At 62.2% G+C, this 26,818-nt stretch carries 23 protein-coding genes; 17 read left to right on the plus strand and 6 right to left on the minus strand.

Annotated elements, in window-relative coordinates; genetic code table 11:
• The first annotated feature begins 16 nt into the window (after positions 1 to 16).
• The 14 genes from F4Y38_10690 to F4Y38_10755 all read left to right on the plus strand — a co-directional run bounded on the left by F4Y38_10690 (position 17) and on the right by F4Y38_10755 (position 15,645).
• Complete coding sequence (locus F4Y38_10690) at positions 17 to 793, plus strand: class I SAM-dependent methyltransferase (GenBank protein MXY49742.1); 777 nt, start codon at positions 17 to 19, stop codon at positions 791 to 793.
• Between the two features lie 15 nt (positions 794 to 808).
• A complete protein-coding gene (locus tag F4Y38_10695; protein ID MXY49743.1) occupies positions 809 to 2,116 on the plus strand; it encodes a hypothetical protein in 1,308 nt (435 codons plus the stop codon).
• Between the two features lie 85 nt (positions 2,117 to 2,201).
• Positions 2,202 to 4,316, plus strand: coding sequence for a methionine--tRNA ligase (gene metG / locus F4Y38_10700; GenBank protein ID MXY49744.1), 2,115 nt, complete (start codon positions 2,202 to 2,204; stop codon positions 4,314 to 4,316).
• Complete coding sequence (locus F4Y38_10705) at positions 4,132 to 5,142, plus strand: TatD family deoxyribonuclease (protein ID MXY49745.1); 1,011 nt, start codon at positions 4,132 to 4,134, stop codon at positions 5,140 to 5,142. The genes metG and F4Y38_10705 overlap by 185 nt, the downstream gene beginning before the upstream one ends.
• Positions 5,139 to 6,011 (plus strand): ribosomal RNA small subunit methyltransferase A, encoded by an 873-nt coding sequence (gene rsmA / locus F4Y38_10710; protein MXY49746.1) that lies wholly within the window; start codon positions 5,139 to 5,141, stop codon positions 6,009 to 6,011. The genes F4Y38_10705 and rsmA overlap by 4 nt, the downstream gene beginning before the upstream one ends.
• 11 nt (positions 6,012 to 6,022) lie before the next feature.
• Positions 6,023 to 7,270, plus strand: coding sequence for a hypothetical protein (locus F4Y38_10715; protein ID MXY49747.1), 1,248 nt, complete (start codon positions 6,023 to 6,025; stop codon positions 7,268 to 7,270).
• Positions 7,271 to 7,285: 15 nt separating this feature from the next.
• Positions 7,286 to 8,044 (plus strand): hypothetical protein, encoded by a 759-nt coding sequence (locus F4Y38_10720; GenBank protein ID MXY49748.1) that lies wholly within the window; start codon positions 7,286 to 7,288, stop codon positions 8,042 to 8,044.
• Position 8,045: 1 nt separating this feature from the next.
• The gene (locus F4Y38_10725; GenBank protein MXY49749.1) at positions 8,046 to 9,773 is read left to right on the plus strand and encodes a hypothetical protein; all 1,728 of its coding nucleotides are present in this window, start codon (positions 8,046 to 8,048) and stop codon (positions 9,771 to 9,773) included.
• Positions 9,770 to 10,621, plus strand: a complete 852-nt coding sequence (locus F4Y38_10730) for a hypothetical protein (GenBank protein MXY49750.1) — start codon at positions 9,770 to 9,772, stop codon at positions 10,619 to 10,621. Before F4Y38_10725 ends, F4Y38_10730 begins: the two co-directional genes overlap by 4 nt.
• Before the next feature lie 133 nt (positions 10,622 to 10,754).
• On the plus strand, positions 10,755 to 12,272 hold the full coding sequence (locus F4Y38_10735) for a sulfatase-like hydrolase/transferase (GenBank protein MXY49751.1): 1,518 nt from the start codon (positions 10,755 to 10,757) through the stop codon (positions 12,270 to 12,272).
• A gap of 51 nt (positions 12,273 to 12,323) precedes the next feature.
• Positions 12,324 to 13,277: a Gfo/Idh/MocA family oxidoreductase gene (locus F4Y38_10740; protein ID MXY49752.1), complete on the plus strand. Its 954-nt coding sequence runs from the start codon at positions 12,324 to 12,326 to the stop codon at positions 13,275 to 13,277.
• A gap of 18 nt (positions 13,278 to 13,295) precedes the next feature.
• Complete coding sequence (locus tag F4Y38_10745; protein ID MXY49753.1) at positions 13,296 to 13,745, plus strand: type I restriction enzyme HsdR N-terminal domain-containing protein; 450 nt, start codon at positions 13,296 to 13,298, stop codon at positions 13,743 to 13,745.
• A gap of 32 nt (positions 13,746 to 13,777) precedes the next feature.
• Positions 13,778 to 14,569, plus strand: a complete 792-nt coding sequence (locus F4Y38_10750; protein ID MXY49754.1) for a phytanoyl-CoA dioxygenase family protein — start codon at positions 13,778 to 13,780, stop codon at positions 14,567 to 14,569.
• Between the two features lie 89 nt (positions 14,570 to 14,658).
• Positions 14,659 to 15,645, plus strand: coding sequence for a cyclase family protein (locus F4Y38_10755; GenBank protein ID MXY49755.1), 987 nt, complete (start codon positions 14,659 to 14,661; stop codon positions 15,643 to 15,645).
• A gap of 101 nt (positions 15,646 to 15,746) precedes the next feature.
• On the opposite strand, the gene F4Y38_10760 is transcribed toward F4Y38_10755, so the two are convergent.
• The gene (locus F4Y38_10760; protein MXY49756.1) at positions 15,747 to 16,802 is read right to left on the minus strand and encodes an HNH endonuclease; all 1,056 of its coding nucleotides are present in this window, start codon (positions 16,800 to 16,802) and stop codon (positions 15,747 to 15,749) included.
• Between the two features lie 239 nt (positions 16,803 to 17,041).
• On the opposite strand from F4Y38_10760, the gene F4Y38_10765 reads away from it, so the two are divergent.
• Positions 17,042 to 17,833 (plus strand): SDR family oxidoreductase, encoded by a 792-nt coding sequence (locus F4Y38_10765; protein ID MXY49757.1) that lies wholly within the window; start codon positions 17,042 to 17,044, stop codon positions 17,831 to 17,833.
• A 183-nt stretch (positions 17,834 to 18,016) separates the two neighbouring features.
• Positions 18,017 to 18,235 carry a hypothetical protein gene (locus F4Y38_10770; protein ID MXY49758.1) on the plus strand — a complete coding sequence of 73 codons (219 nt, stop codon included), beginning with the start codon at positions 18,017 to 18,019 and terminating at the stop codon, positions 18,233 to 18,235.
• A gap of 47 nt (positions 18,236 to 18,282) precedes the next feature.
• On the opposite strand, the gene F4Y38_10775 is transcribed toward F4Y38_10770, so the two are convergent.
• The 3 genes from F4Y38_10775 to F4Y38_10785 are packed head-to-tail and all read right to left on the minus strand — an operon-like array spanning position 18,283 to position 21,661.
• Positions 18,283 to 19,044: a succinate dehydrogenase/fumarate reductase iron-sulfur subunit gene (locus tag F4Y38_10775; protein MXY49759.1), complete on the minus strand. Its 762-nt coding sequence runs from the start codon at positions 19,042 to 19,044 to the stop codon at positions 18,283 to 18,285.
• Positions 19,044 to 20,858, minus strand: coding sequence for a fumarate reductase/succinate dehydrogenase flavoprotein subunit (locus tag F4Y38_10780; GenBank protein MXY49760.1), 1,815 nt, complete (start codon positions 20,856 to 20,858; stop codon positions 19,044 to 19,046). The genes F4Y38_10775 and F4Y38_10780 overlap by 1 nt, the downstream gene beginning before the upstream one ends.
• Positions 20,858 to 21,661 (minus strand): succinate dehydrogenase, encoded by an 804-nt coding sequence (locus F4Y38_10785; protein ID MXY49761.1) that lies wholly within the window; start codon positions 21,659 to 21,661, stop codon positions 20,858 to 20,860. The genes F4Y38_10780 and F4Y38_10785 overlap by 1 nt, the downstream gene beginning before the upstream one ends.
• 292 nt (positions 21,662 to 21,953) lie before the next feature.
• Between F4Y38_10785 and F4Y38_10790 the strand changes: the two genes are divergently transcribed.
• Entirely contained in the window at positions 21,954 to 23,912 is a 1,959-nt protein-coding gene (locus F4Y38_10790) for a hypothetical protein (GenBank protein ID MXY49762.1), read from the plus strand.
• Between the two features lie 28 nt (positions 23,913 to 23,940).
• Here the strand turns inward: F4Y38_10790 and F4Y38_10795 are convergent, their stop codons facing one another.
• Positions 23,941 to 25,881, minus strand: coding sequence for a hypothetical protein (locus tag F4Y38_10795; GenBank protein MXY49763.1), 1,941 nt, complete (start codon positions 25,879 to 25,881; stop codon positions 23,941 to 23,943).
• A gap of 103 nt (positions 25,882 to 25,984) precedes the next feature.
• Positions 25,985 to 26,764, minus strand: a complete 780-nt coding sequence (locus tag F4Y38_10800; protein ID MXY49764.1) for an SDR family oxidoreductase — start codon at positions 26,762 to 26,764, stop codon at positions 25,985 to 25,987.
• Between the last annotated feature and the right edge of the window lie 54 nt (positions 26,765 to 26,818).

Genomic DNA, 26,818 nt, shown 5'->3' on the forward strand with positions numbered 1-26,818 from the left:
GCGAAATCCCTTGAGCATGCGCCACAGGAAAACCCACCCGGCTGATCCGGAGCTTCCCTACAACCAGTTGGCCCCGATATACGATCACGTGATGCGACACGTGGACTACGATCGGTGGGCCGACTACATCCAGTCGATATTCGAACGGTTCGGGGCGACGCCGAAGGACATCCTTGAACTGGCCTGCGGTACCGGCGTCATGGCGTGTATCCTCGATGACCGCGGATACCGGATGACGGGCATGGACCGGTCGGAAGGCATGATCGCCGTCGCCAGGCAAAAAGCCCTGGACGGCCGCCGGTCCATCGCGTTTCAGGCCGGCGACATGGTAGATATGCACGTTTCGGGCAGCTATGACGCGGTATTGTGCCTGTACGACAGCATCAACTATATCATGGATGAAGCGGACATCGCCGCCATGATGAATGGGTTGCGCGGGGTGCTGAACACCGGCGGCCTTTTCGTGTTCGACATCTGCACGGAAATCAACTCGCGCAGGTACTTCCATAAACAGGTCGACCAGGAAAGCAAAGGGGATTACTCCTATATCCGTCGCTGCGAGTATGTCCCCGGGTCGCGCGTGCAGGTCAATGAATTCCAGTTAACCTTCCACCGCTGCGGGAAGCGGTTTTCCACCCGGGAACGCCACGAGCAGCGGATCTATCCCGTGGCCCGGCTGGCGGAGATCTGCCGGCAATCGGGCTATCGCGTTCTCGGCGCATTCGACGGCTTCAGTTTCCAGGAAGCGTCGGAGCGATCCAACAGGGTCCACTACGTGGTCCGCCCCGCCTGATGAACGGTCCCCGATATGGCTTTCGATCGCGTTATTGGTCACGAGAAGCAGCGGCAACGGCTCATGGAGGCCGTTAAGCAGGACCGCCTGGCCCACGGGTACCTGTTCTCCGGGCCGCCCGGCGTGGGCGCCGAGGCACTGGCCATTGAGCTCGCCTGCGCGGTCAACTGCGAATACGGTCCCGGGGAGCCCTGCGGCCAGCCTGGTCAGCTTGGCCAGCCTGGTCAGCCTGGCCGGCAAGATCAGCATAGTCCGCGCGGCCCATGCCGCCATTGCCGGCGGATTCGCGCGCTCCAACACCCCGACCTGCACATCCTGGTTCCGTCATCCTCCGCTCCGCCCCCGGATCGGTCTTCAGGCCGGGGCGAGGGTTCGTCCAGTCGCGGCGAGGGCTCGTCCGGCCGCGCGAACGCCCGGGAGGAGCGCAGGCAGGGCCTGGCCGTCCGGCTGGCCGAAGACCCCTACGGCGCCCCGCCCTTCGGAATGAACGACATGCTCTCCGTGGAGGATGTCCGGTCGCTGCGCAGGGAGGCATCGGCCAAGCCCTACGAAGGACGGAGGAAGGTGGCGGTCATCGTCTCGGCGGACCGGATGAACGCCGCGGCCTCGAACGCACTGCTCAAGACGCTCGAAGAGCCGCCGGGATCCCTGATGCTCATTCTGACCGCGTCCCGGTCCGGGAGGCTGCTGCCGACCATCGTGTCCCGTTGCCAACCCGTTTTTCTTTCGCGCCTGCGGGAGGACGAGGTGAAATCGGCGTTGATCGAGTGGTACGCCGTATCCCCGGAAGCAGCCGGGGAACTCGCACGCAGGTCCGAAGGCCGCCTTGCCGAAGCGCTGGCGGCCAGTTCGGATCGGGGTTCGAAGATCCGTGATGACGCCTTCGCCTTGCTTGAATGTATATACGACGGGACACCGCTGAGCCTGTTCGAGCAGGTGGAATCCCTCACCGCGTCTCACCGCGAAGAACCGGTCGTGGAGAAGATACTCGACCATCTGCTGTCCCTGTACCGCGACATGTTCGTCCTCTCCTCGACAAGCGGGTCCCCGACGCTCTCGAACACGGACCGCACGGCGCCGCTGCGGGAACGGGCATCCGCGATGAACGTGGAAGAAATCGAAAAGGGGATCGCCGCCATCGAGGAAGCCAGGCGGGACATCGCGCGCAACGCCCACGTCCAACTGGCCCTCCTCGTGCTCGTCCTCAGACTCAGAATGAACCGTAGATACGCAGGTCCCCGGCAGGCGTCTTCCACCCGGACGCCATCCCGCGAGAGACTATCCGATGAAACATCGTCCCATGCCCCGCCCGCCTCAGATTGATCCGTTGACAAACCCCCTTCCACACCCTATCCTGATGCTGGAACAAAACCGGGTCCCACAGGATTGATCCACCCGCGTCCGAGAGGTGGTCGTGGCAGAGAAAATTCTCGTTACAGACGCGTTGCCCTACGCGAACGGCAAGCTGCATATCGGTCATATCGCTGGTGTCCATCTGCCCGGCAACATCTACGTACGCTACCAGCGGCTGAAGGGCCGGGACGTCGTGCACGTCAGCGGATCGGACGACCACGGCGTGGCCATCACCCTGGCGGCCGAGAAGCAGGGGATCACGCCCAAGGAACTGGTGGACAAGTACTATCCCGTTATCCGGGGTGCGCTCGAAGACTTCGGCATCGTCTACGACAATTTCTCCCAGACCTCCCGCCCGATCCATCACGAAACGGCCCGGGACTATTTCCGCCGCCTGGATGAGAAGGGCTGTTTCGACGTGCGCGAGGTCGACCAGATCTACTGTCCGGCAAACAACCGTTTTCTGCCCGACCGCTACGTGGAGGGCACCTGCCCCCACTGCGGCTCGGGCCGGGCCAGGGGAGATCAATGCGAGGCCTGCGGCACCATTCTGGACGCCACGCAGCTTATCGATCCCCACAGCGATGTCTGCAAGGGATCCCTCGAGGTAAGACCGGCCAACCACTGGTATTTCAAGCTCGCCCGCATGTCCGCCCGGCTGCAGACTTGGATCGATACGAAAACGCACTGGAAGGTCAACGTGCGCAATTACTGCCAGGGCTGGTTCAACGAGGGGCTGTCCGACCGGCCCATCTCCCGGGACCTGGATTGGGGCGTAAAGCTGCCGATCGAGGAAGCGGTGGGCAAGGTCATGTACGTCTGGTTCGAGAACACGCTGGGCTACGTGTCGTCCACCCGGGAATGGGCGGTGGCGCAGGGCGACCCCGATCGGTGGAAGGACTACTGGCTGAACCCGGACTGCAAGCTCGTCAATTTCCTCGGCAAGGACAACATCGTCTTCCACGCGATCCTCTGGCCGGCCATGATTATGGAGCACGGGGATTTCGTCCTGCCTTCGGAGATCCCTGCCAACGAGTTTCTCAACATCGAGGGCCAAAAGCTGTCCACGAGCCGGAACTGGGCGGTCTGGCTGGACGAGTACCTGGATGACTTCCCGCCCGATCCGATGCGTTACTGCCTGGCGTCGATTTCGCCCGAGACCAAGGACTCCGACTTTACGTGGAAGGACTTCCAGGCGCGCAACAACAACGAACTGGCCGATATCTTCGGAAATTTCGTAAACCGGACGCTGACCTTCATCAACCGGTATTTCGACGGAGTGATCCCGGAACCGGGGACGTTTTCGCCGGAGGACCGGGAGATGCTTCAGGCCGTGGCCGGCGCTCCGGACCGTGTGGGCGCATGTTTCGAGTCGTTCCAGGTGCGGGGTGCCGTACGGGAGCTGATCGCCCTGGGAAACCAGTGCAACCGGTACTTCAACGACCAGGCGCCCTGGAACACGCGCAAGACCGACCTCGCACGTTGCGCCGCCACGCTCCACGTGTGCATGCAGACGGTGAGGGTCCTCGCCGTGGTCATGTCTCCCATCCTGCCGTTCAGCGCGGAGCGGCTGTGGAAGATGGCGGGCCTGGAAGGACGCGTCGATGCGCAGATGTGGGACGAAATCGAGATCGATGCGTCGTTGTCCGGCCGACCCATCGGCGAAATCGAAATCCTGTTCCACAAGATCGACGACGATACGATCGACGAGCAGATCGGAAGGCTGGGCCGGTCCGATGCCTTGAAATCCGTGGAAGCGGAACCCGGCGGAACGAAATCCGTGGAAGCGGAACCCGGCGGAACGAAATCCGTGGAAGCGGAACCCGCCGGGTCGGTTCGGACCGAACTCGTATCGATCGACGATTTCCGCCAGATCGATTTGCGCATCGCAGACATCGTGGCGGCGGAACCGGTACCCGGAACGGACCGGTTGCTCAGACTGCAGCTGTGCATCGGCGCGGAGGAGCGGCAGATCGTGTCCGGGATTGCCCCCGGGTATACGCCGGAGAAACTGGTCGGCCGGCAGATCGTGGTGGTGGCGAACCTGGAGCCCGCGAAAATCCGCGGCATGGAATCGAGGGGCATGCTGCTCGCGGCCGAAGACGACGACGGCGCTCCCATCCTCCTCGGTCCGGACGTCCGCGTCCGATCCGGTTCATCGGTTACCTGAAATCCGGCCTGCCGGCCACACGGAACGTACGTCATTCAATAACCTGCACCCAATCGCTGCCTTGCTGTTCGATACGCATACCCATCTCACGGACGAAGCATTCGACGACGACCGCGCCGACGTGATCCAGCGGGCCCTGGACGCGGGCGTGGAACGCATGGTCGCCGTGGGGTATGATCTGGAGAGCAGCAGGGCCGCGGTGGCGCTCGCCGAAGACCGGGATTCCGTGTATGCCGCCGCGGGCATCCACCCGTGCCACGTCCACGAAGCCCGTGAAGAGGACTACCGGGAAATCGAGAAACTGCTGAAGCATCCGACCGTCATCGCCGTGGGCGAAACCGGCATCGACCTGCATTACGACCGGTCCACCTACCCGCTGCAGGAGACGTCGTTCAGAAGACACATGGAGTGGGGCGGAAGCACGGGACTGCCGGTTATCGTGCACGACCGGGACGCCCACGCCGAGGTCATGACCATGCTGGGCGAGTTTCCCGGCGAGGAAACGACCGCGATCCTGCACTGCTTTACCGGGGACGTCGCCATGGCCGAAAGAGCTGTTTCCATGGGATGTTTCCTGGGGTTCGGCGGCATCGCGACGTTCAAGAACTCGACGGTGGGCACGGTGGTCTCCGGATTGCCAGCGGAATGCATCCTTGTCGAAACGGACGCACCCTATCTCGCGCCCGTACCCCACCGCGGACGCCGGAACGAACCATCATACCTCGTAAACACGGCCGAAGCGGTCGCCCGTCACCGGGCCGTTACCGTGGATGAACTGGCACGGACCACAACCCAGAACGCGAACAAGGTGTTTCGAATCCATTGAGTACGGTGCTCGATCCTCCTGAAGACCTGCTGGCCAGCCTGCGCCGATCGGATTTTCGCCCATCCAGGTCGAAGGGTCAGCACTTCCTGAACGATACGTCCATCGCCCGCCGCATCATCGAATCGGCGGGCGTAACGAAGGATACGGCCGTACTTGAAATTGGTCCGGGGGCCGGCGCGTTGACCCGCCACCTTATCACACTGGCCGGCGGTGTGACCGCCGTGGAAGTCGATTCCAGGCTGGCAGGCGTCCTCCAGGAAGCCTACGGCCGATACGATCACATGACCATCGTGATCGGAGACGTGCTCGATCTGGACCTGGCCGACCTGATGGGGAAGTATGGCGAGCCCGGGTTCGTACTCGTGGCCAATCTGCCCTACGGGATTACGGGTCCCGTGCTTGACCGGTTGATTGCCCATCGCGGAAAGATCAGGTGCGCGGTCATCATGGTTCAGCATGAAGTGGGCGGACGCCTGACGGCGCGGCCGGGTACGAAAGCCTACGGCGCGATCACCGCCATCATGGCGTACCACTACGCCGTGGAATCGTTGTTCCGGGTGGGCGGCGACCGGTTCGTTCCCCGTCCGGCGGTGGATTCGGTCGTCCTCCGGTTGACGCCCCATGAGCGGCCGCCGGTTACGGTCGGGGACGCCGACCTGTTGAACGACGTGATCAAGGCGGCCTTTCAACATCGGCGCAAGATGCTGCACCACGCGATGAATCGCCTGGTTCCCGGTTCCGCCGGCTATCTCTCGGATCATACCGGCATCGACCTGAAACGACGCGGTGAAACCATGGACCTGAACGAGTTCGCGGTGCTTGCCGATGCGCTTCGGGTATTCCGGGACCACCACCAGGACGATTGCTGACGGACCGCAATATGCGCTTCCGCTTTTCACATTCGGCCAGAACGAGGATGGCGAGCAGAAAAAGCCAGCGCCGGTCGTACATCCTGTACGCCGGCCTCGGAACGGCTGCTGTCGTGCTGCTGGTCCTCGCCGTGTGGATCATGCTGTATGAAAACCAGGCCAGGAAGGTCGTGGACTGGCTGCTGGACCGGCCCATCCCGGTTGCCGTGCCCGAACTCCAACGGACGTCCGCCTGGAAAACGGACCAGCAGGCGTTTCACGCGATGGAAGCGGCCCTGTACGGTGCGTTCATGAATCTGCAGGTCACACCGGACAGGATACGGGACACCGTGCCGCGCACCGCGACGGCCACGGGCCGTTGGAGGTCCATGGAACGAAGGATCATCGTTTCGGATACCTATTCGCTTACCCAATGCAATCTCGAGATCGCCAGGGCGGTCGTCCGGGCGGGCGGAAAGGTCTCCCGTGCGGAGGAACGGACCAGGACCGGGGCGTTGCTGCTCGAAATCACCTTCGATGGCGACGTAACCCATCGCCTCGATATAACCCGCGACCCGGCTGTTCGCCGTAAAACGGGTCGTCTTGCCGTCGTGATCGCTTATACGGACGAAGATCAGCGAGGCATGGTCGAGGAACTCTCCGAATTCACCCGGCCTCTCAATTTCGCCCTGTTTCCCTGGGCTGACGGCGCAAACGAATTGGCTGCCGAACTCACGCGCGGCGATCACGAGGTTATGGCGCTGCTACCCGTTCAACCGGCGTCTGACGCCGCCGGTCTGCCGCGCAGGAGATCCGTGTCGCCCACGCACTCGGAGCTGACCAACCGCCGCGTCGTGGAAGACGCCCTTTCCACGCTACCCGGGGCTCAGGGCGTCCTTCGGTATCCAGCCGGCCGCATGGAAAATGAAGCCGAGGTGCTGGCCCCCGTGCTGGACGAACTGGGCAAACGGAACCTGTACTACCTGGACAACCCGGGCGGACCGGGAGGTTCAAGCGGACCGGGCGGACCAGGCGGTCCGGAGGATCGGGTCGGGGGAAGCGGCCGGCTTCGGGCCTGGGGTGTGCTCGATCCCTTGTACAATCCCGTAATCATATCCATGAACCTGGACCGCGCGTCGCTTACCGCCCTGGACGACACCCGCGCCGTCGTCATCGCCGATGCCAGGTCCCATACCCTTCAGGTGCTGATGGACCGGATGAGGTATCTTGAAATCAGAGGGATCGAGTTCGTACGGGTTTCCGACCTCGTGGACAACTGACACCGGAGATCACCCATGGTAAAACTGAGTGTATGCGTAGACCAGGTCGCCGCCCTTCGGAATATCGCGAAACGGGGGGAACCCGATCCCATGACTGCGGTAATGATGTCCCAGGTGAGCGGCGCGGACGCCGTAACGATTTCGTGGGCTGCCGCCGATTCGCTCTACCTGGGCGGGGAATATGAAATCATCAGGCAACTCGTGCACACGCACCTTAACCTGATCGCACCGCCGGACCTGGAAGTACTGCGTAGTATCTTGACGATTTCGCCCGATATGGTTACCCTTGTTCCCGAGGGTTACGGGCACGCCGGCCTGAGAAACGACTGGTCCGATTCCTCATGGCCCGAAGGCGATTCCCTGGAACGGCCGGTGGAACGCATGCTGAAGGCCCTGCAGGAAAAAGGGATCCTGACGAGCATATTGATCACGCCCACCGCTTCGCACGTCCGGCAATGCGCCGAATTCAAGGCAGACTACGTCCACCTTGACGCAAGCCGGTTCGTACAGGCCGCCGACCCCGAAGAGAAGGGCCGGATGTTCCAGGAAATCGCCGGTACGGCCAGGACCGCGTCACGTTTGAACATGGGCGTTACCCTGGGACGGGGCGTCGATTACCGGACGGCGGCGGATCTGGCGGGTATCGCCGAGGTGGAGGAAGTGGTGGTAGGCTACGCCGTGGCCGTGCGGGCGATGACCATCGGGTTCGAGCAAGCCGTCCGCGACCTGGTCGGCATCATCCGCCACGCGCCGAGGTCCCAGGCAGACTGGTAACGTGGCCAACCGTGCCGCACTCGGAAGCGGTCCCGAAAGGAACAGTACCATTCTCAAGCGCATTTCATTTCTGGTGTTTCTCGCCGTCACCCTGCTAGGCGCGGTCCTGGTCTCCCCGACCATCAGGCTGTGGTTTTCGTCTCCCGAGTCCATCGAAGCGCTTGCGCCCGAAGAAAGGAAAGCGCTTTACAGCCAGTCCACGGTACCGGGCATCGACCTGGCCGGCGGTTATCGGCTAGCTGTAAGCACGGACCTTTCCCGGTTCACGGAACGGGGCAGGACCCGGGCGGTGGAAGGCCTGGTCGAGAACTGGCGGCGGCGCCTTAACGCCTTCGGGATCTCCGAACCGGTCATTACCGCGCGGGAGAACGACACGTTCGAAATCGTCGTTCCCCTGAGCGCGGACACCGGTCTCATAAGCAGGATAATCCGGGAATCGGGCGAGATCACACTGCATTTGTTCAAGGACGGCGCGGAAGTACAGGCCTTGCGGCAACGTATTGACGATGCCCTTCGTGAGCGGACCTCGTCCGCCGCGGCCACGTCCGCCGGAAATGGCGGCCAGGAATCGGCGATAACGGTAGGACCGGAATCGGCCGGATCCGGGGGATCGGCATCGACCGGGCCGGGCGAATTCAGCGCGTTGCTTGCAAGCATTACGGTGGAGGAAGGGATCGGGGACATCGCGGTCCGGGAAGACAACCTGGATGCCGTACAGGCCATACTGGCCGATTCAACGGTACAGGCCGGCATTAGGGCCTTCAACCTGGCCAATCCGCCCGCCGGCTCCTTCGCATGGGCTTCCGTCCCGGTGGAACGCGGAGGCAGGCTGTTCCATCCGCTCTACTTCATCAATCAGGATATCGACCTCAACGTGCAGCCGGTGGCGTCGGCCGTGGTCAGCGACGCTTCGGTAACGGTGAACCGGGGCGCGTACGCGGTACGCCTGTTCCTGCAGGACGAGGGCAGGGAGAGTCTGGCCAACCTGTCCAGCGCCAACGCGGGAAACCGTGTTGCCATCAAGATGAATGACCAGGTGTACGTGAAGTTGAGTATACAGGGCAGAATACCCGACGGACGGATAGAAGTACCTGGCGGAGACTCGCTGGAAGAGGCCCGCGCCCTTGCGGTCATCCTGGAATCCGAGTCGCCGCCCCTGGACGTGGCGCTCCTGGATCAGCCGGCGGATGCGCCCTCACCGCTGGGTGAAGGGGCCGCGGACAGCGCGGCCGGCGCCGGCGCGATCGGTCTCGGATTGCTCTGCGCATTGTTCGTTATCCGGTACCGGGCCGCCGGCCTGCTTTTCGTTATGGGGATGCTGCACTTTCTGATCATGACCGGAGCGGTACTGAGGCTGTGGAACATCGCCGGGATTGCGCCATATTTCACGCTTGCCGGCGCGGTGGGTTTACTCGGAGCGGTGCTTGTCTTCTCCTCCGTGCATCTCTGGATCTTCGAATACCTCCGGGCGGAATCCGGGACGGAATCTTCGGTCCGCCAGGACGTCATGGCCTCGCTCGAGAAGATCAGGCCTGTCCTGGTCTGGACCCATGTCATGCTGCTGCTCGTATCGGTGAGCCTGGTCGTAGTCGGCACCGACGCCGTCGTCAATTTCGGCCTCGTGCTGTTCTCCGGCGCGGCCGGCAGCCTGCTCACCTGCATGTGCTGGACGAACATGCTGCTGTCCTCCCTGGTGGCGGACTGGCAGATCAGAAAGTTGAGCGTATGATGGAAAATGGACTCGCCGCACTGTACAGAAAACTGATCGACCGGCCGGGGGGCGTTTACACCTTCGCCGTCATACTGGCCGCGGCGGGGATTGCCGCGCCGACGACGAAGGCCGAACATGCCGTCGACGACGGCGTGATGGCGCTGCTGCTTTCCGGCGACCTGCTCTTCGGCCTTTTTGTGACCATGCTGATTGTACTGGTCATCGTCGGCGCGCGGATCGACGACCGGCCGGGCAAAAGCATCGCGCTGGCCCTCGGCGTAATGGCGGTCGGCAGCATCGTACGGATGCTGCTCCCCTTTTCCCGTTCGATCGGCTGGCTGGCGGAATGGAACGGGGCCATGCTCGGTATCATGATCATCACCCTCTACCTGTCGCTCCGCATAGGCGCTCGATTCGCCGTGGCGGCCATGGGCTGTGCCCTTTACACCATGTTCGTCACGGCGGGGATAACCCTTAGCCTGGCAGATCGGATTACGGTGCCGGGAATCTTGACGCTGACGTCCGTGGGGGCCCTGGCGGTGGTCCTGGCTTTCCTGGGTTACAGCCTGGTCAGGAGCCGGATTGAATCCGCGCGGCGGGATCCGGTCAGCCATTCCGTGCGTACCGGCATGGTGCAGGCCATGCCCTTTCTGGTGCTGGCCGGCCTGGCCGTGCTGTTGTTCGCCGCTCCGCTGGCCCTCGTCACGGACGGTCCCCTGCGTGATTTCGGTCTGTACCTGATGGTCGGCGGTCCGATGGGCGCATGCGCCGCGTTGATGTCCGCGATTCCGCTCGCCGCGATGACCCAAAACATCCGGTTCGAGGCCGCCCCGCCCGCACGGCGTGGAGGCCGCCGGCAGCGATAAGGGCCGCCGGCAGCGATAAGGGCCGCCGGCAGCGATAAGGGCCGCCGGCAGCGGCAGGGCCGGCAGCGGCAAGCGCCTGGCTGAGGCGGTAAACGCCTGTCAGGCAACCCGTTTCGCGGACGCCAGGAGTATCATGGCCGACCAGCCCAACATCCTCCTGATCCTGTCCGACCAGATGGTCGCCGCTTTGACCGGGGCTTATGGCCATCCCGTCGTACGGACCCCCAACCTGGACCGCATGGTGGAAACCGGGGTGCGTTACGATGCCGCCTACACTCCTTTCCCCCTCTGCGCGCCCGGTCGGGCCTGCCTGATGACGGGAAGGCATGCATCGGAAATCGGCGCATGGGACAACGGCGCATTGCTGGCCGCCGACCAGCCGACATTTGCCCACTACCTGGCCCGTGCCGGTTACGATACCGTGCTGTCCGGCAAGATGCACTTCATCGGACCGGACCAGCTGCACGGGTTCAGGATGCGGCTGACTACCGACATCTATTCCTCGGATTTCGACTGGGTCAAGCCGGAGTGGATCCGCCTGAAGGAGACCGGCGGCGAGGACTGCGAGCGGGTGATGGCCGACCGGCCGGCCTACAACGCGGCGGGGTACACGGGCGACGGCGTCCGGATCGGCGTCTGGCACAACGCCCTCAGCTACGACGAGGAAACCCACTTCCGCGCGGTCGAGTACCTGCGGTCCAGGAAGCCGGGCGGGGGAGAGGAACCGTTCCTGCTGTGCGCGTCCTATCACCATCCCCACGAACCGTTCTGGCCGCCCGAGTCCTACTGGGCCCGGTTCGAAGGATCGGAAATCGAACTGCCCGGGTTCCCGGCCGACCTGGATGAACGCCATTCCATGATGGACCGGAACCTGAACGCTTATCACGGTACCGGCCGTTACGACCTGCGGGACGAAGAGGGTCTCTACCGGCTACGCCGCGCCTATTTCGCGCTGGTGAGCTACATGGACGACAAGGTCGGCGGCCTGCTGGATACCCTGGACGAGACCGGCCTCGCGGAAAACACGGTGGTGGTATTCGCCAGCGACCACGGCGACATGCTGTGCGAACGCGGCATGGTGCAGAAGCGGTGTTTCTACGAGTGGTCCTGCCGGGTGCCCCTCATCGTTCGCTATCCGGACGGCTGGCGGGCGGGGACGACCTGTCCCCATCCCGTGTCCCTCATCGATCTGCTGCCGACCTTCTGCGACCTCGCGGGCGTCGAGGACCGGCTTCCCCACGACGGCAAAAGCCTGGTCTCGTCCTCCGCGGACGAAGCGGACCGCGTGGTCTTCGCCCAGGCCCACGAGGCCGTGGGCATGCCCTGCATCATGGCGCGGCAGGGACGGTACAAGTACCATTACATCCACGGGTACGCGCCCCGTCTTTTTGACCTGGACGACGATCCGGGCGAATGGCATGATCTCTCCTGCAATGACGCGCACCGCCAGGTGGAGTCCCGGCTTCGCGACCGGATCCTCGATCGCTTCGATCCGGATGCCATCGCGTCGGCCAACCTGTCCAGCCTGTACCGGCGGCGTCTGATCCGGGACACCATGGCGCGTCACGGACGGACGTGGAGCCACGATCCGGAATTCGATCATCGCCGCGGCGCCATGAACCAGTACGTGCCGCCGTCCGGCCAACAGTGAAACCCGTAGCCAGCCCAACTTAAAGGGCGGGCATCCCCAGGGAGGCAGTCCATGCTGCGCGCAGGCTTTATAGGCGCCGGGGGCCGTTCCCAGAGCGCGCACTATCCGGCGGTCGCCCGGTTGCCGGACGTCGAGATGACCGCCGTGTGCGAACTGGACGAGACGCGCCTGGCACAGGTAACCGAACGCTACGACTTTCCTCATGTCTATACGGACCACCGAGCCATGCTGGCGGAAGTGGAGCTGGACGTGGTCTACTGCGTCATGCACGAGAAGTGGTTGCTCCAGCCGGCCTTGGACTGCCTTCAGGCCGGAAAGCACATCTTCATCGAGAAACCCCCCGGGAAGAACAGCGATGAAACGCGGCAGTTGCTGGACGCGGCCGTGGAGCACGACGTGTACGCCATGGTGGGCTATCAACGACGTTACACCACGGTGGTCCGCGAGGCCATACGCCGCGTACGCGCGAAGGGACTGGTCTCCCATGCCGTGACCACCTTCAACAAGAAGCTGTTCTACGACAAGCCGGCGGTCTCCACGACCCTGTGGGACGACGTGACCCACGTGGTTGACCTGCTGCGGTACATGGTGGGCAGCGAACCCGTCGAAGTAACCCGCTACCGTGACAAGTTCGATTCCGTCAGTTGGAATCACTACACGGCGCTGGTCCGTTTCGCCAGCGGCGCCACGGGTGTCGTATTCGGAAACCGGGCCTCCGGCGGCCGGGTGCTGAGCGCGGAGCTGCACGGCGTGGGCATCGGCTGCTACATGAAGCTGCCCGAGGAAATCGACATCCGGGAGGACGATCGGCAGACCGTAATGCAGGGCTGGGAGATCAACGGCGACGACCCGGAAGATACGCCCCGTTACGAGGGTGCGCTCGCCATGCACGAGCATTTCGTGGAATCCGTACGCAACCAGACCATCCCCGTCAGCGATCTTAGGGACGTCATACATACCATCCGGCTCGTGGACTGGATCGAAACGGGACAGTGCCCCGACTAGGCGCCGCCCGCCTTCATCATGGAACGGCTCAATTTCCCGGAATACGGATTCGAAATCGATTCGGATGAAGCGGGCCGCAGGATCATTTTCGACCCGATCCGGCGCAGGTTCGTCCGACTGACGCCCGAGGAGTGGGTCCGGCAGCACCTGGTGCGGTACCTGGTGGAGGACCGGGGCTTTCCCGCGGGCTTTGCCGCCGTGGAAAAGGGATTCCAGTACGCCGGAACGGCCGTTCGCGCCGACGTGATCATGCACGACCTGAAGGGACGGCCGGTGCTCATGGGCGAATGCAAGGCGCCGGACGTGCGGGTAACCGAAGCGGTATTCGAGCAGCTGGCCCGGTACAATTCGGTCATCAACGCCCGGTTCCTGGTGGCCACCAACGGCAAGACACACTTCTGCTGCGAGCACAAAACCGGCGGGGGATATGCCTTTCTGCCGGAACTGCCTGAATTCGAGCGTGCCTGAGAAGCCTGAGGAGTTCGAACGTGCCGGAAAGACTGGAATTGGTCGCGAGGGAGACGCTGGAACAGCGGGTTGAAGCCCTGGACCAGGACGGCTATGTCTATTTTTCAAGTGCGCTTGCAGATGATGAAGTCGTCGAACTGCGCGATGCCATGGACCGGCTGGAAGCGCGGTCCGAAGAGTTCGACCGGCACACGAACCCAGATTCCCACGGTTTTCTCAACAAGTCCATCAACAACGTGTTTAACCGGGACCCGCTGTTTCTGTCCTATCTGGACCGCCCGGATGTCATCGACGTGGTCGAAGCCGCCCATGGACCGGACTGTCACGTAATCGGCATGACGGCGTGGATGACGGGCCCGGGCCGGCCGGACCAGGGCGTCCACGTGGACTGGCAGCCGCTGGAGCTGCCGGAGGACGTCATGGACGATCCCCGTGTCCATGTGCCGGTGTACATCACCACGGCCCACTTCTATCTCAACGATATCTACGAGGAACTTGGCCCCACGCAGTTCATTCCGGGCAGCCACCGCGCGGGCCGCTGTCCGTCCAATGGCGAATCCACCTGGCGCGGAGTCGAACCGCGGAGCATACTGTGTTCGGCCGGCGACGCCGTCCTCTTCCGCTGCGAAGTCTGGCACCGCGGGACGGCGAATACGAGCGGCCGGATGCGCTACCTGCTCCAGGTCCACTACGCACAGCGCATGATCACGCAGAAGTTTCCGCCCTACCTGAACCGATTCCAGTTCGACCCGGCCATCCTGTCCCGGGCTACGGCCCGCCAGCGGCGGTTGCTCGGCGAGCATGTTCAAAGCAATTACGACTGATTTTGGAATCACGGAACCGTTATACATGCCATAGGTCGCGTTTCATCTACGCTACGTCATTCGGTCAATCTCATTCAGGAGGTAGTTTAATGAAATCCGCGAAGTTCGTAATCGTTTTCCTTCTGACCGTCGGTTTCCTCTTCCAGTCGAACGCCCAGACGCGGGAAGAAGGTCCGTGGTGGCCCCATCCCATCTGGGGCAAGGACGACCAGTCGGGCGGATCCAACTGGATCACGCCGGAGAAGGTGCTGAAGGCCCTTACCCTGGTCAAGACGGGCCAGATCTACGAGATCGGCCAGGTGTACAGCGCCGACATGCCGCTCTTCGGCCAGCGGACCTATTCCATGGTGCTGCCCGGTTCTCCCACGGGCGAGCCTATGGGGACGAACAACCTGATCTATTACGACGAGTTCCTGGTGGCCGAAATCGGCCAGGTCGGCACGCAGTTCGACGGACCGGGCCACATCGGCGAGCGGATCACGATGGCCGACGGAACGGAGAAGGACGTGTTCTACAACGGATTCACTAATGAGGAGATCAAGGGGCCCTACGGCCTGCTGAAGCTGGGCGTCGAGCACGTGGGACCCTTCATCACCCGCGGTATCCTCGTCGACGTGGCCGCGTACAAGGGCGTGGAATCCCTCGATCACGGCTACGAGGTCACCGTGGAGGACGTGGAAGGCGCGCTGGAGCGACAGGGCATAGCGATGGACAGTCTCGAGCCGGGCGACGCCTACTTCTTCCGGTACGGATGGGCCCGCCACTGGAACGACCCCGGTACGTACAACGCCAGCCCGCCGGGTATCGGAATGGCCGTGGCCCGCTGGGTGGTCGAGAAGCAGGCTTCCATGATCGGCTCGGACCAGTGGACCACCGAAGTCGTGCCCAACCCGGACATCGGCAAGGCCTTTCCGGTCCACCAGGAGCTCATCACCCGGAACGGCGTGTGGAACCTCGAAAACATGAACTTCGACGAACTTTCAGGAGACGGTGTCTACGAGTTCCTGTTCATCCACACGCCCATCCGCTTCAAGGGCGCGACGGGCTCGCCGGCCCGGCCGATTGCCATCCGGTGAGTTTTAAAGCGTGTTTCCGGGAGAGATGTAGCGGGGATGTCAAAGCACAAAGGTCTCCTTGTAATCGGAGACCATTGTGAAGGGGGTTATATGGAGACGGTTCATTTATCTGTTACAATGACACGCAATGGAAGATCGTCATAGCCGGAATCGCTACCTGTTGACCGTTCTACATAGACAATACGCATGGGGTCGTCTTGTGTCGCGGCATATAGATGCACCCAGGTGCGTTCATTTCGTTTCCAAACGGTATGTCCTTCCGATTCTTCACTTTCACCGTAACGTTCGTCAAGAACGGGTTTAATGGTATCCAACCTGCTGGATGGCACATCCGTCGCAAACGCATATGATCCTGAACTGAGGGCGTTGTCCGAAAACAAGTACGAAACCGTTACCGTGTCGGATATCTCATCACTGAACTGTAACAATGCCGTGACCGATCCGGTTTCCCGGGTTGAATCTACCTGGCTATAGGTCAGGGTGTCGAGTTCCGTCGACTGCACTTCCTCCTTGCTGTCGCCCCACCTGCTCCATCTGAAATCATAGTATCCAGACTCGGCCAGACCCGCGGCACAGACTGGCACGGTCATTTCGAAAGAATCGCATTCCTGATAGACCGCAGCAATTGAGTCTGCTTCGGCCTGGTCCATGGTCAGATTGTACTTCTTCTTGATTTCCACCCACTTGCCTACATACCAGCATCTGTTGTTCTCCGGCATCCATTCTGCCGGGTCCTTGTCGGATTTCTGGTTTCTGTTTACGCTAGGCGCAGCCAGGGTGAGGTTGTCCAGGTCCTTGCCGAAGGCACTGCGATCTTCCTCGGTCCTGGCATACATGCCGCTGGCATGTGCCTCGGCGGCTGCAACGATGTGTTCAATATCCGTTTCGGTAGCGGAATCGAAGCAATTGAGCGAGTAGGGAGAGAACAACCCGCCCTGTCGGTTTACGATATCAGCCTCGATTGAACTGGGGGGATTGTAATCATCTCTGACATAGGAACCGTCATCAACCTCGGCAGCGATACGGACGCCAAGTACGGGATGTAAGGTTTGCACCGTACGTTCCAGGGGTACGGTAACTGAGTTGGCAATTGGACTGGAATCGCCTGAGCAAGCCAGGATTATAGCACATAGTAGGGAAACTGGTATCCGCAACAATTACACACCTCCATCGACTCGAGAGGACTCGTACCATAAGTACACGTACTTTACTACATGTTTACAAATCAGACAGTTACACTACCGTGACATTACACCCCGTCAAGTACTTATTCTTCACACCAGCCGTAAACGCCGTTTTAAAACTGGTCACCTCGTGCAAAGGCGCGTTACTTTACGTAACCGAAAGGTTGAACTAGTGTATGGGATGTTGTATGGATCACGAATGGAGGTAGATCATGGGAAATGAGTCGGGAGGAGCATTCGAAGGGAAAGTAGTCATCGTGACTGGCGGCGCGAAAGGCATCGGAGGGGGTATCGTCCGCGCCTTCGCCGGTGAGGGAGCCCATGTCCTGTGCGCCGACATCGACGATGAAGCCGGCGCGAAGATCGCCGCGGAAAACGACAATATCCGCTACGTGTACGCCGACGTATCCACGAGCGAAGTGTGCCGGTACCTGGTGGAAACGGCCACGGATTCCTGGGGCGGGGTGGACATCCTGTGCAACAACGTGGGGATCCAGCCCACGACGAGCTATCTTCCCGCCCATGAGCTCTCAGAGGAGCAGTGGGACCGGATCATCGACGTAAACCTCAAAAGCCGGTTCCTGATGGTGAAGTACTGCGTGCCCGTCATGAAGGCGCGGGGAGGCGGCGTAATCATCAACACGGCCAGCGTGCAGGGTCTGCAGTCGGCCAAAGGCATCTCGGCCTACGCGGCGAGCAAGGGGGGCGACCTGTCGCTGGTGCGCCAACTGGCCCTGGATTACGCGGAGGACAACATCCGCGTGGTGGCGGTCAACCCGGGCACCATCGAAACGCCGCTCCTGCAGGAAGCCATCGACTCGATCGGCGGCGACGAGGACGAAATACGGACGGATATGGCCTCCCGGCACGCCGTGAACCGCCTGGGCAGTCCGGAAGATATCGCCAACGCGGTGCTCTTCCTCGCGAGCGACAGGGCTTCCTTCATCACGGGTGAATACGTGAACGTGGACGGAGGTCTGATGGCCCGGGGGGCATGGGCCTAGGTGGGTGTCGCAGACTGAATCCCAATCTCTCATCAGGTCTGTTTATTTCATACGAGAAACCCGCAAATGACAGCGACTATTGAAATTGATGTAGTTGTTCAGATGCGGACGTGAAACCACGACTGAGCGTCGTGATCGTTACGACTGTATAAAATACATACCTGAACGCCGGGAGAATTTGAAATGAGCGTCGAGTTGATCGGGATAATCAGTGTAGGTGTTGCTCTTGCCGGGGTAAGCGTTGCCCTCGCCGGGCTAATCCTGGCGTCGAAGCGAGACATCAATCTCCGTCTTGTCGCCTTGGAAAAGGGGCAAGCTGACCTTAGAGAACGAATGGCAAGACTGGAGGGAATCCTGGAATGTCTGGTCTTGCGACTTGCGGAAAGGATCGATCCGGAGTAGACCAGTAGACCAGAGAAATTGCACATTTGTTTCTTCGAGGCGTAATACTAGGCCGGCTCGTTGCTGTCCTTCGACTTGAAGATGCGCAGCAGCCGGTTGAGCGGATCATAGAATTCGCCGACGACCCGTTCCTTCAAGGGGATGATGGCGTTGTCCGTGATGGTGATTTCTTCGGGGCAGACGTGGGTGCAGCACTTGGTGATGTTGCAGTAGCCGATGCCCTGGTCCTCCTTGAGGTCGCCGAGCCGGTCCTCGGTGTCGAGGGGATGCATCTCCAGGGCGGCGTTGTGCACCATGAGGCGCGGCCCGATGAACTCCTCGTGCAGGTCGTGTTCCCGCAACACGTGGCAGACGTCCTGGCAGAGAAAGCACTCGATGCATTTGCGGAACTCCTGCACCCGCTCGATGTCGTCCTGATCCATGCGCCAGGTGCCGTCCTCGGCGTCGGGCTTCCGGGGCCTGAAGGGCTTGATCTTCATCTTGGCCTCGAAGTTCCAGGATACATCCGTCACCAGGTCGCGGATGGTCGGGAAGGCCTTCATCGGCTCGATCGTGATGGTTTCGTCATCGGGCAGGTCGCTCATGCGCGTCATGCACATCAGCTTGGGATGTCCGTTGACTTCGGCGGAACAGGACCCGCACTTGCCGGCCTTGCAGTTCCACCGGACCGCCAGGTCGGGGGCCGACTCCGCCTGGATCTGGTGCACCGCGTCCAGTACGACCATGCCCTCGTCGATCTCGGTGGAATAGTCTTCGAACCCGCCACTCTCGCCATCGCCCCGCCAGATTCGGAAGTTGGCCGTCGCCATTATCTGTTCTCCTCGATGACCGCTGCCAGGTCCTCCCGGAGCGGTGTGACCGGAACGCTGTTGATCACCATCTCGCCGCCGGCGCCTTTATGTTGGGTGATGTTGAGGCTGCCGAAAGCTTCGTCCTTTTCCTCGAAGTCTTCCCGGAAGTGCGCGCCGCGGCTCTCCTTCCTTTCCAGCGCGGCCCTGGCCACCGCCTCCGAGACGATCAGCAGGAACTTCAGATCCAGCGCGGTGTGCCAGCCCGGGTTGTATTCGCGGTTGCCGACTACGGAGACTTTACCGGTCCTTTGACGCAGATCGTCGACGACCTCGAGCGCCCGTTGCATGTCGCCCTCGTTGCGCACGATGCCGACAAGTTCCTGCATCCGTTCCTGCAGTTCGTATTGAATCTCGAAGGGGTTCTCGCCGCTTTGCTCGCGGTCGAAGGGCGCCAGGGTCTCGCCAATGGCTGCTTCGACCTGGCCGTCATCGATCGCGCCGTTGCCGTTCTCCCGTGCGTACTCCGCGGCGTACTTGCCGGCGCGCTGGCCGAATACGAGCAGGTCGGAAAGGGAATTGCCGCCCAGCCGGTTGGCCCCGTGCAGGCCCGCCGCGCATTCTCCTGCGGCGAATAGACCGGGCACGGTCGACATCTGCGTGTCGGCGTCCACGAGCACGCCGCCCATCACGTAGTGGGTCGTGGGGCCCACTTCCATGGCCTCTTTCGTGATGTCGATGTCGGCAAGCTGCTTGAACTGGTGGTACATGCTGGGCAGCTTGCGCTTGATATGTTCTTCGGCGTTGGAAAGCTTCTCCCTGATCCACGAAATGTCGAGGTAGACCCCGTCGTGGGGCGATCCTCGGCCTTCCCGGATTTCCCGCACGATACACCGGGCCACGTGGTCTCGCGTCAGCAGTTCGGGCGGCCGGCGGGCTTCCTTGTCCCCCTGCGTATAGATCCAGCCCTCTTCGGGGTTATCCGCGGTGGAGTTCTTGTAGAGATCGGGAATGTCGTCGAACATGAACCGGTTGCCTTCGCTGTTCGTCAGGACGCCGCCCTCGCCGCGGACGCCCTCCGTGACCAGGATGCCTCTTACGCTCGGCGGCCATACCATGCCCGTCGGGTGGAACTGCACGAACTCCATGTCCAGCAGCGCGGCCCCGGCGTCGTAGGCCAGGCCGTGGCCGTCTCCGGTATATTCCCAGCTGTTGCTCGTGATCTTGAACGCCCGGCCGATGCCGCCCGTGGCCAGGATAACCGCTTTCGCGCGGAATACCCGGAAACGTCCCCGCTCCCGGTCGTAGCCGAAAGCGCCCACCACCCGGTCGCCGTCCTTCAACAGGGCCACGATGGCGTGTTCCATGTACACTTCCATGCCCTGGTGGATCCCGTAGTCCTGGAGGGTGCGGATCATTTCCAGGCCGGTGCGGTCGCCCACGTGGGCGAGGCGGGGGTACTTGTGGCCGCCGAAGTTGCGCTGCAGGATACGGCCGTCGGCCGTCCGGTCGAACAGGGCGCCCCAGGCTTCCAACTCCCGGACGCGGTCCGGCGCTTCGCGGGCGTGCAGCTCGGCCATGCGCCAGTTGCTCAGGTACTGGCCGCCCCGCATCGTGTCGGCGAAGTGGACGCTCCAGCCGTCCCGGTCGTCCACGTTGGCCAGGGCAGCGGCCACGCCGCCTTCGGCCATGACCGTATGGGCCTTGCCCAGCAGGGACTTGCACACTAATCCCACCGATACTCCGGCGGCCGAGGCCTCGATGGCCGCCCGGAGGCCGGCGCCGCCGGCGCCGATCACGAGCACGTCATGTTCGTGGCGCTGGTATTCCGCCATTAAAGGATTCTCCAATCCGTCCACACGCCCATGGCCACCAGGCGTACGTACACATCCGCGAAAGCGACCCAGACCAGACTGAGCCAGGCCCAGTTCATGTGACCTCTGTTCAGGCAAGAAACGCACTGGTAACCCGCATGCCGCACGGGCGCTTTCGAAAGCAGGTCCAGGTTGCCGCCGATCAGGTGCCGCAGGGAGTGGCAGCCGAACTGGTAGCCGCCCAGGAGGATAACGTTCAGGGTCAACACCAGGGTGCCGATCCCGATGCCGAAGGAAGTCTCGCCGGTCGCCGCGTCCGTGAACCACAGGGCCTTCCAGGCGTCGTGAGCCAGGAAGATCCAGATGATGAACACCGCGTAGAGAAAGTACCGGTGAATGTTCTGGAGTATGAGCGGAAAGGACTGTTCGCCCCGGTATTTCTTTCTCGGTTCGGAAACACTGCAGGAAGGCGGGTCGGCCCAGAAGGCCTTGTAGTACGCTCCCCGGTAGTAGTAGCAGGTGATGCGGAATCCGGCCGGCGCCCAGAGGATCAGGAAGGCCGGTGAGAACGGGAGCATGGCTGGCCACCAATCGGGCCTGGGACCGAAGAGGGCATGGGACGAACTGCCGAAGATTTCGGGCGAATAGAAGGGCGAAAGATAGGGCCCCCAGGCGTAGAACTCGCCCTGAAAGGCCGCCCACGTGGAGTAGACGACGAAGGCGGAGAATACGCCCAATGTCACCAACTGCTGCGCCCACCAGGCGTCTCTGCGGCGCGTCTGGCCGAAACCGCTGGTCTTCAGCGTAACACCGGTTGTCGACATAGGTTATCCTCTTGAAACCAGATCGTGAATCGGCCGGATTTCACAGACAAAACACATTAGCGCAAATTAGATGATGAGCGGCCGTAAGGCAATAGAAAAAAACGGGTCTGCATGCCATGGCCGCGAGACCCATCCCGGTAGTTTTCGACGGCAGATTCCCGTTTGAAAGCCCGCATAAAACAATAGCCGAAACCGGCGGTGCGTGGATATATTTAAAACCCGTATTCGCGAAGCCGCGCCAGCACGCCATGAGTACCGATTCACCCCGCAGATTTGGAATCAACGTCCCCAGATGCCGACCGATTCAAACCAGGTTTCACCCTCCATCCAATCCGCGAACGGCCTGACCCCCAGGGTGCTCATCCTGGGCAGCGTGCTCGCCGTGTTCATCGCGATCTGGACGCCCCATACCAATTACGTCATGCACGGCCCAAGGCTCACCCTGAGCCATCTCTCGATCGCGGCGCTGGTTTCCTTTCTCGTCGTGATCTTCTGCGTTCAGATCCCCCTGCGCAGGTGGCGGCCCGAACGGGCGTTCACGGCGGGTGAACTGGCCGTGCTCTTCGTCTTCTGCCTGGTCTCGTCCACGATACCCGGCAAGGCCTTCGTGGACTACTTCGTCGGCATCCTGGCGTCGCCGTTCTACTACGCCACGCCGGAGAACCGTTGGGCGGACACCTTCTTCCCCCATCTGCCGGGCTGGCTGGTCGTCCAGGACGACCTCGGGGCCGCGACGGGGTTCTACGAAGGCGCCAGCCAGAGTGTCCTGCTGTGGGTCGACTGGATCGTTCCCCTCTTCTGGTGGATGTGCATGCTGGCGGCGCTGTTCCTGGTCATGGCCTGCATTTCGGTGATCTTCCGCCGGCAGTGGGTCGAGCACGAGCGGCTGTCCTTCCCCGCGGTCCAGATTCCCTCGATGCTGATCGCGGGGACGACCCGGGGAGGACTGGTGCCGGCGTTTATGGCGAACCGGTACTTTCAGGTGGGATTCGGGCTCACCTTCGCCCTGCTGGCCTGGAACTGTCTGGCTTATTTCGGTTACGTGCCGGCCATACCCGTCGGCGCGCCCTTCCGAACACAGATCCAACTGGCGCAGTCCGTTCCCGAGACCCAGGTGCAGTTCAATATCTTCATGATGTGTTTCGCCTACTTCGCCGACCTCAAGGTGCTCTTCAGCATATGGTTCTTCCACCTCCTCGCGTTGCTGGAAATCAGCCTGCTCAACCAGTTGGGCGTATCGGCGTCCGGCATGGCGGGCGGCTCCGGGTTCATCGTAAAGACCCAGCATTTCGGCGGATTCTGGGTATTCGTACTCTGGGGCCTGTGGATCGGGAGACATCACCTGAAGGCGGTCTGGCGCAAAGCCCTGGGCCGTGCGCCGGAACTCGACGATTCCATGGAATTGCTGTCCTACCGCACGGCATTGCTTGGACTGGCGGGCGGCTTGTGCTACCTGCTGTTCTGGTTGAACCGCATGGGCATGTCGGTCGACGTAGCGGTGCTCTTCCTCGCGATCACCCTGGCACTGTATATCGGCGTCACCCGCATCGTCGCCGAGACCGGGCTGGTCTTTCTCGACCTTCCGGTCAATTCGAACGAAATGACGGTGGGCGTCATCGGCTCGACCAACCTCTCGCCCTCGAATCTTACGGCCCTGGGACTCACCCACGCCATCTCCCACAACCACCGGGGCATCGGACTTTCTTCCCTGATACACAGCCTGAAGGTCTCCGAAGGGTTTACGCGGTCCAGGAAGGGCCTGTTCGCCGCGGTGGGCGCGGTGCTGGTACTGACCTTCATCGTCACGAACGGCTATACGATCTACGCCGGGGCATCCGGGACGGGCGCCCATGATTTCGCGCCGCTCCGGGCCGAAGGGTTCTACGACCAGCTGGCCACGTGGTTCAACAATCCCTACACCCTGTCCTACGAGGAGATCTATTTCCTGTTCCTGGGCGCCGGGATCACCACGGGTCTCCTGTTCATGCAGTACCGATTCCCGGGCTGGCCCTTCCATCCCATCGGCTACGTCGTAGCCTACGCGGACATCATCAACTTCGAAATCACGTCGATCTTCACGATCTGGCTGATCAAGGTGCTGTTGCTGCGCCTGGGCGGCTTCGAAATGTACCGGAGGATGCAGCCGGCCGTGATCGGCGTGCTGCTGGGTTACGCGGCGGGCGTGACTCTCTCCCTGGTCGTCGATGTCATCTGGTTTCCGGGCCAGGGACACAACGTGCACAACTGGTAGGCCTGCCGGAGTGGCCGTCCCGGGCGGGCTAGAAGATCTCGGTGATGTGCGGCGTGTCCGGAAAGTAAATCGTATCGACGATATAGGCGGCCAGGACCCCGGCCACGTAACCGACGAGGATACCCAGGAAAAGCGGTTGCGCTTTCCGGTACAGCCGGACGCCGCCGATGCGGAGCAGGATGACCTGGACGAGCCACGCGACGAAGAGGGTGAAGGTAAGCCCCCGTATGGGCGCCGAGGCCCCGATGGCGAACCCGATGGGATTGAGCGGCCACCAGTAGAAGAGGTACCTGCCCAGGGCAAGCAGGCTGCTTACGGCCATGCCGACCGTGAGAAACAGGATTTCGAGGGCGGTGACCTGCGTGGCGTTCTTCATCCACTTCACCACCAGGTCGAAAAACAGGTTCCCCGTGTTCCTCAGATTGATATGCAGGTTGTCCGCCCCCTCCGCGTAACCTGAGTAGACGACGTATCCCATCGAGATCGCCGTCCCGCTGACGAACGCGAGCATCACGAGCAGGAACAGCCGCCCGCGGTTCTCCCCGAGATAGTTCCGCCAGAAGGCGACGTGCGAAAGCCCCACCATCGTAAAGGTCCGCCAGTTCCGCGCGAAGGTGTTGGTCAGTCCGAGGCCGGTCAGCGTAGACCCCGACAGGTTGGCCGAGCCCACCATCCCCACCGTGAAGGCGTGGGCGTTGATCGGCAGATCGAGGTTGATCAGGCCCGCTTCGGCGAGGATGCGCGCGATGCCGAAATAGAATACCAGCAGGAGGAACAGGAAAAGCAGGGCGACGGGGACGGAGAATCCGATGGCGTGCAGCCAGGCGGTCATGAAGAGCACGCCCAGTACCAGGCCGAAGACCGCCGTGCGGTAGGAGAACATTTCGTTCTCGTCGCGCAGGTCACTTTCCCTGCCGAGGGACTTTCGAAGGACGTTTCGGATGTGTTTCCGGGCCATCCAGACGCTGATCAGGGCGAACATGATCAGTCCGCCGCAGAACTGGATGGCCACCAGGCCGCGGGGCACGATCGTCTCGGCCGGCGAAACCACGCCGAAACGGTTGAGCAGACCGGTTTCCAGGATGCCCAGCACCTGGAAGAACCAGACGCTGAAGAGGATCTCGACGTTGACGAAGAAGGCGAAACACAGCACGTAGGGCACGAGCCGGATGGCGATGGGCGGGTAGGCCGGGTCGATGACCACGTTGAATACCGGACCGGGAAGGGGGATGTGGGGTAGCACGCCCCAGAAGCCGATGATGTTCCAGGTCATGACGGCCAAGCTGGCCGCGAAGCCGACCTGGAACAGCCGGTTGCCGAAGAGGGCCGGCCACCTTCCGGACGCGCCTTGATCGGTCTCGAGAAGGCGGAGCACCACCTCGCCCATGGGAAACTGAAGCCGCTCGTGTTCCACCCACTGTTTCCGGAACATCACGACCAGGCAGGCGCCGATGAAGAGCAGCGCGCCCAGGGCCGACATCCACCAGAAGAGCGGGATGACCCAGTCCCGCCACGGAATCGGCATCCCGGACGGCCGTCCCGCGAAGAAATCGGACACCTGCCCCTTGTCGTTGGGAATGACCGTCCATTCCGGCAGGTAGGCGAAGAAATGCGCCTCCCACTGGTTCTCCGGGCTGGCGAAGTAGTGCGGCGCGGTGATGACGCTGATGAGATAGCGGACCATCCCCCAGTCGGGCACCATGGCCGCGATCAGTCCCATGGCGAAGATGATCAGGAGTTCCGGCCTCGTGAGCGCGGCGTCCCGGTTTATGGCGCGAATCAGTACGTTCGGAAGAAGGACCAGGAAGACGAAGGGAACGACCAGGCACAGCGGCATCTGGGGGAAGGTCAGATAGTTGTAGTTCAGCTGCGCGGAGGCGTGCTGTCCCCAGAAGGCGACGAAACAGGCGAAGGCCAGACCCAGGCCGGCTGTTTTAAGGGATATGGGTTTCGTTGTCAGCTTGGTCATGCCTGGTCAAGCCCGGCCGAGCCTGGGCTGTCCCGGCCTGGCATGGGCTGTCCCTGCCCTATGCGAGCTTGGCCCGAGTGATCCCGCCTGCTCGCGCCGGAAGTCACTCCTGGATGGAGGCCGTCCCGCGCTTGAGCCAGAACCCCCCGTCGACGCGCAGGACCTCCCCGGTGATGTAGTCCGCCGCGTCGGAACACAGGAAGGTGGCGGCCTTGCCCAGGTCCTCGATCGTACCCAGCCGGCCCCAGGGTAGCCGCCTGCCGCCCTCCTCGAGTTCCTGCTCGGTGGAGTACTGCCGCTCGCCGGGCGTGTCGGTCCACCCGGGTTCGATAACGTTTACGCGGATGCGGTGCTCCAGCAGCTCCAGGGCGATGATGGCCGCCATGTGGTTCATGCCGGCCTTGGCCGAAGAGTAGGCGAGCGATGTGGGGAAAGGCAGTAAGGACATGACCGAACTAATGAAGAGGATGCTGCCGCCCTTCCCTCCGGCCACCATCTTCCGCGCGCCGGCCTGGGCCACGTGGAAGGCGCCGAAGAGGCTGACATCGTAGGTTTTCCGCAGTTCATCCACGTCCATCTCGAGAAAAGGCTCCCGCGTGGAATAGTAGGCATTGGCCACGACGATATCGGGTCCGCCGAGTTCCTCGGATGTCTGTTCCACCATCTCGTCCACCGCGGACCGGTCCGACGCGTCCGCGCAGATGACGACGGCCCGCCGCCCCATGGTCCGGATCTCGCCCGCGACGGCCTCGCCGTCGTCCCGGTGGCGGAAGTAGTTGACGGCGACGTCCGCCCCGGCGCGCGCCATTTCCAGTGCGATGCCTTTGCCGATTCCGCGGGAGGAACCGCTGATCAACGCTGTCTTGCCTGAAAGATCGATCATGTATTCCTCTTTTCAAGCGCGGTGTGCGGTTTCACGGACCGCGCGTCCTGTACG

This window comes from Gemmatimonadota bacterium, from assembly GCA_009838645.1.
Lineage (GTDB): Bacteria > JAAXHH01 > JAAXHH01 > JAAXHH01 > JAAXHH01 > JAAXHH01.